General features: G+C 36.7%; 4 protein-coding genes. All 4 read left to right on the top strand.

All coding sequences use genetic code 11. From position 1 onward, the window contains the following. Positions 1-609 (top strand): PrgH/EprH family type III secretion apparatus protein (locus HEN33_RS24865; protein WP_274601015.1); only part of this gene is annotated, 609 nt, incomplete at its 5' end. Positions 610-622: 13 nt separating this feature from the next. Beyond that, on the top strand, positions 623-862 hold the full coding sequence (locus HEN33_RS24860) for a type III secretion system needle complex protein (protein ID WP_000796272.1): 240 nt from the start codon (positions 623-625) through the stop codon (positions 860-862). A 19-nt stretch (positions 863-881) separates the two neighbouring features. Next, entirely contained in the window at positions 882-1214 is a 333-nt protein-coding gene (sctI, locus tag HEN33_RS24855) for a type III secretion system inner rod subunit SctI (RefSeq protein ID WP_000116717.1), read from the top strand. Beyond that, the coding region (gene sctJ / locus HEN33_RS24850; RefSeq protein ID WP_183083508.1) for a type III secretion system inner membrane ring lipoprotein SctJ at positions 1211-1669 on the top strand (459 nt) is incomplete at its 3' end. The genes sctI and sctJ, both read left to right, overlap by 4 nt.

Genomic DNA, 1669 nt, shown 5'->3' with positions numbered 1-1669 from the left:
GGTAGGGATCATGTCATCTATATCAATACCAATAGTTTGGATGAAGCTGTCTGGGTCAAACAAGCACTGGAAAAAAATCAACTAGGAAAGCCAGTACGGGTGATAAATCCTGATGATGAATCGATACGAATTTTTTCATGGCTTGCTGATAATTTCCCAGATCTACAATATTTTAAACTACAGCTATTAGATGCCAGTAATCCAAGACTGACAGTGAGTAAGCAACGGAATGCTATCACACAGCAACTAATCGATAATCTTATTAAAGGATTACTGCAAACTATGCCATATGCCAGCAATATAAGTATTGCGGTATTAGATGATAATGTATTGGAAAGTCAGGCAATTGAAACATTGTCGGCAATAGGTCTTTCTTATGAAAAATATAAAACAGCTAACAATGTATATTTCAATATCATTGGTACGTTAAGCGACAGTGAATTAAATAAAATTAATAATTATGTTGACGAATATTATAAACAATGGGGTAAACAATATGTAAGATTTAATGTGAATTTGAAAAATCAGGACACAAATAATAGTTCATTTAGCTACGGAGATAACCGATTCGAGAAGTCTCAAGGTAGCAAGTGGACATTTCAGGAATAATTGAGGAGGACTTATGGCAGATTGGAATGGTTATATTATGGATATCAGCAAACAATTTGATCAGGGCGTTGATGATCTTAACCAACAAGTTGAAAAGGCGTTGGAGGATTTAGCAACCAATCCTTCCGACCCGAAATTCCTTGCCGAATATCAGAGTGCATTAGCTGAGTATACATTATATCGAAATGCGCAATCTAACGTTGTAAAAGCGTATAAAGATCTTGATTCGGCAATCATACAAAACTTCCGCTAAACTGGATAAGGATTTTATTATGTCAGTAAGCAATATGCCACCTATTGATAGAGCTGAGCAATCAACTGCTCATGAAATACAGCAAGCGAAAGTTATTGATTTAAATGACCGGGTTCTCAATCTTGATAACCCGGATGATAAAATGATCTCCGCTTTTGCTAACTATGCGGTACAAACTGAAAATTGGCAGCAAAATGCGTTACAAGCATTAAGGTCTGATAAAAAGGGGTTAACTCCTGAAAAATTATTAGTCTTGCAGGATCATGTGCTTAATTATAATGTCGAGGTTTCATTGGTGGGAACATTAGCAAGAAAAATTGTCGCTGCAGTTGAGACGTTGACTCGCTCATGAAATATATATCATTATTCTTGTTTATCCTGCTGTTGTGCGGTTGCAAGCAGCAGGAATTACTGAACCATCTTGATCAACAGCAAGCTAATGATGTCCTTGCTGTTTTACAAAGACATAATATTAATGCTGAGAAGAAGGATCAAGGCAAAACTGGATTTTCAATCTATGTAGAACCAACGGATTTTGCTTCTGCGGTGGATTGGCTAAAAATCTACAATCTCCCGGGTAAGCCTGATATTCAAATATCGCAGATGTTCCCTGCAGATGCACTCGTTTCCTCTCCACGAGCGGAAAAAGCAAGATTGTATTCTGCTATTGAACAGCGTTTAGAGCAATCTCTCAAAATTATGGATGGCATTGTTTCTTCAAGAGTACATGTTAGTTACGATGTTGATACAGGTGATAGTGGCAAAACTGCTTTACCAATTCATATTTCTGTACTTGCTGTATATGAT

Origin of the sequence: Escherichia sp. 94.0001 (assembly GCF_013369155.2) — a bacterium.
Classification (GTDB): Bacteria; Pseudomonadota; Gammaproteobacteria; order Enterobacterales; family Enterobacteriaceae; genus Escherichia; species Escherichia coli_F.
The sequence above is the reverse complement of the archived record's forward strand: the minus strand, read 5'-3'. Positions and strand labels throughout refer to the sequence as shown.

Excerpts from the sequence above, each read along its gene's own strand:
- HEN33_RS24860 (WP_000796272.1), top strand. The coding sequence starts at position 623 with ATGGCAGATTGGAATGGTTATATTATGGATATCAGCAAACAATTTGAT.
- sctI (WP_000116717.1), top strand. The coding sequence starts at position 882 with ATGTCAGTAAGCAATATGCCACCTATTGATAGAGCTGAGCAATCAACT.